Source organism: uncultured Cyclobacterium sp. (genome assembly GCF_963976465.1).
In the GTDB taxonomy this organism is placed as follows: Bacteria; Bacteroidota; Bacteroidia; order Cytophagales; family Cyclobacteriaceae; genus Cyclobacterium.
This window is the reverse complement of record NZ_CAXBOC010000361.1, coordinates 1-6,115: the sequence shown is the minus strand read 5'-3', so window position 1 is coordinate 6,115 and position 6,115 is coordinate 1. Positions and strand designations below refer to the sequence as shown.

Sequence of the window (6,115 nt, the reverse complement as noted above, 5' to 3'; positions counted from 1 at the left end):
TGCAGGACAAGTTGTCATCAACCAGGAAATTAAAATGGCCTATGTGCATCAAAACCCGGTTTTTGCCGGAGAGAAAAGCATTTACCAAACCATATTTGATGATCCCGACAATGAAATTATTCAAGTAATTCATGAGTACCAGGCCCTGATGCTCAAAGCAGAAGGAGGAGAAGACAATAGTGAGGCACTGCAACCTATCTTTGAAAAGATGGATCGGCTGCAAGCCTGGGATTTTGAATACCAGATCAATGAAGTCTTGGGAAAACTTGGACTCCATGATACCGGGCTTCAAGTGTCTGCACTCAGTGGAGGGCAGCGAAAAAGAGTAGCCATAGCCAGAGCTATTCTTCACTTCCCGGACCTATTGCTACTCGATGAACCAACCAACCACCTGGATCTGGAAACCATCGAATGGCTGGAAGAATACCTTTCGAAGTCCAATCTCTCACTTTTAATGGTGACACACGATAGGTATTTTTTGGATAAGGTGACCAACAATATCCTAGAACTTGAAAATGGTGAATTGTATCGGTATGCAGGCAATTACAGTTATTTTCTAGAAAAGAAGGCAGAAAGAAAAGCCAATCAGGCCACAGAACAGGAAAAAGCCAAAAGCCTTTATAAAAAGGAACTGGATTGGATAAGAAGGCAACCGAAAGCAAGAGGAACCAAAGCCAAATACAGGGTGGAGGCCTTCAATGATACCAAGGAGAAAGCCTTCAAAAAACAAGAGGAAAGAGACATTAGCCTGGAGGTGACTGCTCAAAGACTTGGGAAGAAAATTGTGGAGATAGAGAAAATCCATAAATCCTATGGAGACCTTAAACTGATTGAGGATTTTAGTTATACTTTCAAAAAAGGAGACAAGGTAGGCATAGTAGGACCAAATGGAGCTGGAAAAACCACCTTTTTGAATATGCTTATTGGGAAAAATGATCCGGACAAGGGCTCCGTCACCATAGGGCAAACCACTGCTTTTGGTTATTATAAACAAGAGGAGGATAGCTTTGATGAAACCTTGAGATTGATTGATATTGTTAAGGAAGTAGCCGAGGTGGTTACTGTGGCCGGAGGAGCTACCATCACCGTCAGCCAATTTCTGACCCAATTTGGTTTTCCACCCAAGCAGCAACATACACATATTGCCAAGCTGAGCGGAGGAGAGAGAAGAAGGCTTCAATTGCTACTAATTCTAGTAAAGAGCCCCAACTTCCTCATTCTGGATGAACCTACAAATGATTTGGATATCGTAACCCTCAATACGCTTGAGGAATTTTTGGATGTATTTCCGGGATGTTTGGTGATTGTTTCACACGATAGGTATTTTATGGATAGGCTGGTAGACCACCTGTTTGTCTTTGAAGGAGATGGGCAGATCAGCGATTTCCCCGGGAATTATACAGACCTAAGAGAAAAACAAAAAGCGGCTAAAACTGAAGCGCCCAAGCAGGTGGCAGAAAAGAAACCTGTGGCATCAAAAACCATAGAAAAGGAAAGTACCAAGGCTACCTTTAAAGACAAGAAAGAGTTTGAAGAGATTTCAGCATCGCTTGAGCAATTGACCGCCGAAAAAGATACCTATATCCAAAAGATTAACCAAGGCACGGAAGATCATGAAGAACTAATGAAGTGGTCGCTGGAAATTGAAGAATTGGACAAAAAAATAGAAACCTTGGAAATGAGATGGCTGGAATTAAGCGAACTTGATGGGATTTCCTAATTAATTGGCTAAGCTTAAGCAGACTGAGGCAAAGAGAGAAGTTAGATTTTTTCCAAAACTGAAGCAATCAACTTGTCAACAACTCCACTCGGATCTGCGGAGAATTTTCCTGAGATGCGATTCGCAACAATGGCATTCATGCTAAGGACCTCGTGCCCTAACATTTTCCCCATGGCATAATAACCTGCGGTTTCCATTTCAAAATTGGTAAAAGGTTCATTTTGAAAAGGTTGTGCGCCTAATAAATCGAAGAGATTAGGAATTCGGGGCTTTAATCTAACTTCTCTGCCTTGTGGACCAAAAAATCCCGGGCAAGTAACAGTGATTCCTGATGGTAGGTCTTTTCCTATCTTCTTTAGAAGCATTTCTGAACCACTTACACAATAAGGCCTAAAAGGTAAGTCTAGGCGAATTTGAACTTGCTCGGCAATTTGTCGCTCCAAATCTGTTTGAGGGATGGAGTAAAAAGCCATCAAGGTATCCAAGCCCACTGCCTTTGAACTGGCTAGAATACTACCTTCAGGTAATGTGCTTTGCATGCTGCCGGAAGTACCAATTCTTACAATATTTAAACTTTTGTGTGTAGGCTTAGGTAGGCGGGAATTAAAATCCACATTAAACAAGGCATCCAGCTCTGTCATAAAGATTTCAACATTATCCGTACCCATTCCGGTGCTGATTACGCTGATTCTTTTGTCTTTGTACCAGCCTGTATGGGTGATAAATTCTCTGTGAGTGACTTGAAGCTCCATGCGGTCAAAGTGGGAGGAAACCTTAGCGACACGGTTTGGGTCTCCTACAGTGATGATGGTATCTGCCACCTGCCCCGGTTTGAGGCGGAGGTGGTAAATACTTCCATCAGGATTGATGATAAGCTCCGACTCAGGTATCGGACTTAGCATGGAGGGTGGTTTTTATATTATTCGCATTTGGCTTTTGGTACAATCCCTTGTATGGATTATAGCCATTGGTGTTTTTCTGGTAATACCCGGTACCATTATAAGGTCTTTTCTGTGGGGCAGTTTTGCAGCTTTCAGAGCAGGCACCTTCCATTTCCCATCCGCAGGACTCACAAATGGGTACATGAACATTGCATTCAGGGTTGGCGCAGTTGACCATCCGGTCAGACAGGGTGCCACAAACAAAACACTTGGAAACTGTTTTAGGGTTTACCTTGTTCACATCCACGGCCAGCCTGTTGTCAAATACATAGCATTTACCTTCGAAGTCTTCTCCGTCGGCTTCCATTCCATATTTGATGATTCCTCCATGGAGTTGGTATACATCTTCAAAACCTTGATCAAGCAAGAAAGCAGATGCCTTTTCACATTTTATTCCTCCGGTGCAATAGGTAAGTACCTTTTTGTTTTTGAGGTGCTCAAGCTCCTTTACCTTTTCGGGGAAATCCCTAAAATTGTCTATGTCTAGTCGTACAGCATTTTTAAAATGCCCCAACTCATGCTCGTAATTGGAACGAACATCCAAAATCACTACATCCTCTTTGTCTTTTAGTGCCTTAAACTCTTCAGGTTCTAAATGCTTGCCTGTTTTTTCTCTGGGGTTAAGGTGGCGTAAGCCTGAGTGGACAATTTCTTCTTTGGCGCGAACATTGATTTTTGCGAAGGCATGTTCCTTGTGCTCATCAATTTTGAATTCTGTGTCTGCAAATCTACGATCGCCTTTCACATAGGCCATGTATTTTTCACAGTCTTCCTTTAATCCTGAAACCGTTCCGTTCAGACCTTCTGAAGAAATGATAATTCGACCCCTTATATTGTTTTCTACACAAAATAAGTGGTGTTCCTCGCGGTATGCTTCCAAATCCTCGATTTGGGCATAGCAGTAATACAATAAGATGTTATAATCCATAACTTAAGCCCTGTTTCCGACAGGGTGTTACTTGTTTAAAAAAAGAAATAAATTTATTTATCGATCACTTGTGCCGGGTTACCAAATACGGTTTGATTGGCTTCAATATCCGCTATGACTACAGATCCTGCGCCTATCCTGGCATTCTTTCCTATTTTAACACCGGAGACAATGGTGACACCTGAGCCTATAAACACTCCATTTTCGATGGTTACACCTGAGTTGACAACGGCTCCTGCGCCTACTTGTACAAAGTCTCCCAGTTTGGCCTGGTGCTCAATGGTTGCATTGGTATGTAAAATACAGTGGTTCCCAATTTCAGCTCCAGCTCCTATGGTAACTTTGGCATTGATAAAATTCCCATGACCAATGCCGGCATCTGTAGAGATATATGCCAACCTATGCAAAGCATTTACCGGTTGTGTTTTTCTCCTTTCATTCAGTAATTTTACTATGGTCTCTCGGTACTTTGGATCATCTACTGCAACAAACGCTTCACATTTTTTACCGATAAGCTTAAGAAAACCATCGTCTTCCAGCTTCCCCAGTATGGCCACATTGTTAATTTCTTTTTGGTGAAGGCTCGCATCATCATCCAAAAAACCATAGACTACAGCATCATGACTATTGAATATTTCTAATGCAGGATGTGCAATTCCTTTGGCACCGAAGATAATGATTGGTTTTTCCATAATATAGTTTTAGAAGTACAAAATTAATGGAAATTACCAACCTATGCAAAAGATCATTTTAAATTGGGTCTAAGGAGGTTTTGACCGATTTTACAATGCAAACACAGACGTTTGGAACAATACTGATGATAGAGCCCAAGCATTCCTTGGCTGTCGTAAGCATTGAGGGCCGGCCAGTCCACTGCCTGATAAATATCGATTAAGCTGTTCTTTTCAGCCTGAATTTCCTGCAATAGATTGAAGCATTTTTCTTGCCAGACCGAAAGATCTGCAAATCTGCCATAGGCATACCAAAGAGGTACCACATAATTGATTATTAAAAGTCCCAGAATGTTTTGGGTTAATTTTCCCTGGGTAGCATGGGGCTTTGGCTTACCAAAGTGATAATGCTTTTTCCAGTATTCACTCACAGACAAATCAAAGGTTCTTTCAATGGATTGACTGCTATCTAATTCATGAAGTACCAAGTCAAATAGGTGGGGGCTTCGGCTGAGCAAGGCCGAAAGCTGTGCCAATCTAAAAGATGGAAAATTACTTGGTCTTACTTTCATGAATTTCCATTCTGAGGGAAAAAGGTTTTTCTTAAGAGAGTATTTGTTAAGCAAGTAGTCATATTCCGCCTGCAACCCTTTTTCATAGCTTTGGCTTAAATCCAATGAAGGCGTAAACAAACCGGCCTGTCCGAAGATTAGTGCTTCAATTTGCTCGATATTCCCTGCGTTTTTTTTAATTAGCTTATAGGGTAGGCTTTGCGCCAATTTTAACATAGGGATGCTGTTGGTTTTAAAACCAAAAGAAAAAAATAACCATTGGTAAGCCGTTTCTTCCCAATCATTCCCATTCTCTTTTAGTAAGTCCAAAACTTGATCACTTTTATTTTGGAGCCGCTCGACGAGCGCTTTTTCCAACATGGAAAATTTTAAAATTGAAGAGAGCTCAGGGAGGCTGTCCGTGCAAAGAAGCTTTTTAGTAGAACTTTGTAGTCTTTGGTAATTCCGAATTACATCCAACAATACCTTTCCTTCAAGAGCCAAAGTAGGTATCACAGTCCCATCCTTTCTTTTTACCTCTTGATCATGTTGCCAAACCACATGAAGAATGACTGCATTGTATGCACTATCCGAATGGTGATTGTGGTTTTTCCAATCGGAGGTGCGAAGGTGAATTTCTATGTGACCATAATGGCGAATGCCCCCGAGTGAAATTTCTGCTTCTTTAAAATCGGGGCCTTCGTGTTGGTTATGGAAACCTATCTTATGAATGATTATGGGGCTACCTCCTTCGGTTTCCAAGGTATTTTTATCAAAATACTGGTATTTCCAAATCAGCTGAAGAAAATCCTCTTGAAAACGAAACATAGGTTTATTTCATAACTTCTGTATGAAATTACCTAAAAATATAAAGAAAGCGAAATCAATGGGGTGAATGTTTTATTTGCAATAAATATCCAGTTGCTTTGCCATTGATTCCTGTAGAAGTATGGCTTCTTGCTTTGCGGCTTCTCCAAAATCTTCTCCGGAGGAGGCATAAATGATTCCTCTGGATGAATTTACCAAAAGCCCGCATTGACTGTTCATCCCATATTTGGCCACTTCTTCCAAACTACCACCCTGAGCGCCAACGCCGGGAACCAGTAGAAAATGATCGGGAACCAGCTTTCTCACTTCTGCAATAGACTCCCCCCTTGTGGCTCCTACCACATACATCATGTTTCCGGTATTTCCCCAGGCTTTGCTTTTTTCTAATACTGAAGCATAAAGGGGTTGATTGGATTGATTTTCTATGGCTTGAAAATCATTACTGCCTTGGTTGGAAGTAAGGGCCAAAAGGATCA

The 6,115-nt window shown here is 41.4% G+C and carries 6 protein-coding genes; 1 reads left to right on the top strand and 5 read right to left on the bottom strand.

Features of this window, described 5'->3' with window-relative positions; translation table 11 throughout:
• Window positions 1-1,720 (top strand): ABC-F family ATP-binding cassette domain-containing protein (locus tag AAC037_RS17845; protein ID WP_339904465.1); only part of this gene is annotated, 1,720 nt, incomplete at its 5' end.
• A gap of 41 nt (window positions 1,721-1,761) precedes the next feature.
• Here AAC037_RS17845 and AAC037_RS17840 read toward each other — a convergent pair.
• The 5 genes from AAC037_RS17840 to AAC037_RS17820 form a co-directional block, all read right to left on the bottom strand.
• Entirely contained in the window at window positions 1,762-2,622 is an 861-nt protein-coding gene (locus AAC037_RS17840) for a nucleoside phosphorylase (protein WP_339904464.1), read from the bottom strand.
• Window positions 2,603-3,589: a rhodanese-related sulfurtransferase gene (locus tag AAC037_RS17835; protein WP_339904463.1), complete on the bottom strand. Its 987-nt coding sequence runs from the start codon at window positions 3,587-3,589 to the stop codon at window positions 2,603-2,605. The genes AAC037_RS17840 and AAC037_RS17835 overlap by 20 nt, the downstream gene beginning before the upstream one ends.
• A 53-nt stretch (window positions 3,590-3,642) precedes the next feature.
• On the bottom strand, window positions 3,643-4,281 hold the full coding sequence (locus AAC037_RS17830; RefSeq protein WP_339904461.1) for an acetyltransferase: 639 nt from the start codon (window positions 4,279-4,281) through the stop codon (window positions 3,643-3,645).
• A 53-nt stretch (window positions 4,282-4,334) separates the two neighbouring features.
• Window positions 4,335-5,639 (bottom strand): DUF2851 family protein, encoded by a 1,305-nt coding sequence (locus tag AAC037_RS17825; RefSeq protein WP_339904459.1) that lies wholly within the window; start codon window positions 5,637-5,639, stop codon window positions 4,335-4,337.
• A gap of 72 nt (window positions 5,640-5,711) precedes the next feature.
• The coding region (locus tag AAC037_RS17820; RefSeq protein WP_339904457.1) for an orotidine 5'-phosphate decarboxylase / HUMPS family protein at window positions 5,712-6,115 on the bottom strand (404 nt) is incomplete at its 5' end.

Bases quoted from the DNA above. Each gene is read 5' to 3' on its own strand.
- AAC037_RS17840 (WP_339904464.1), bottom strand. From the start codon at position 2,622: ATGCTAAGTCCGATACCTGAGTCGGAGCTTATCATCAATCCTGATGGA.
- AAC037_RS17835 (WP_339904463.1), bottom strand. From the start codon at position 3,589: ATGGATTATAACATCTTATTGTATTACTGCTATGCCCAAATCGAGGAT.
- AAC037_RS17830 (WP_339904461.1), bottom strand. From the start codon at position 4,281: ATGGAAAAACCAATCATTATCTTCGGTGCCAAAGGAATTGCACATCCT.
- AAC037_RS17825 (WP_339904459.1), bottom strand. From the start codon at position 5,639: ATGTTTCGTTTTCAAGAGGATTTTCTTCAGCTGATTTGGAAATACCAG.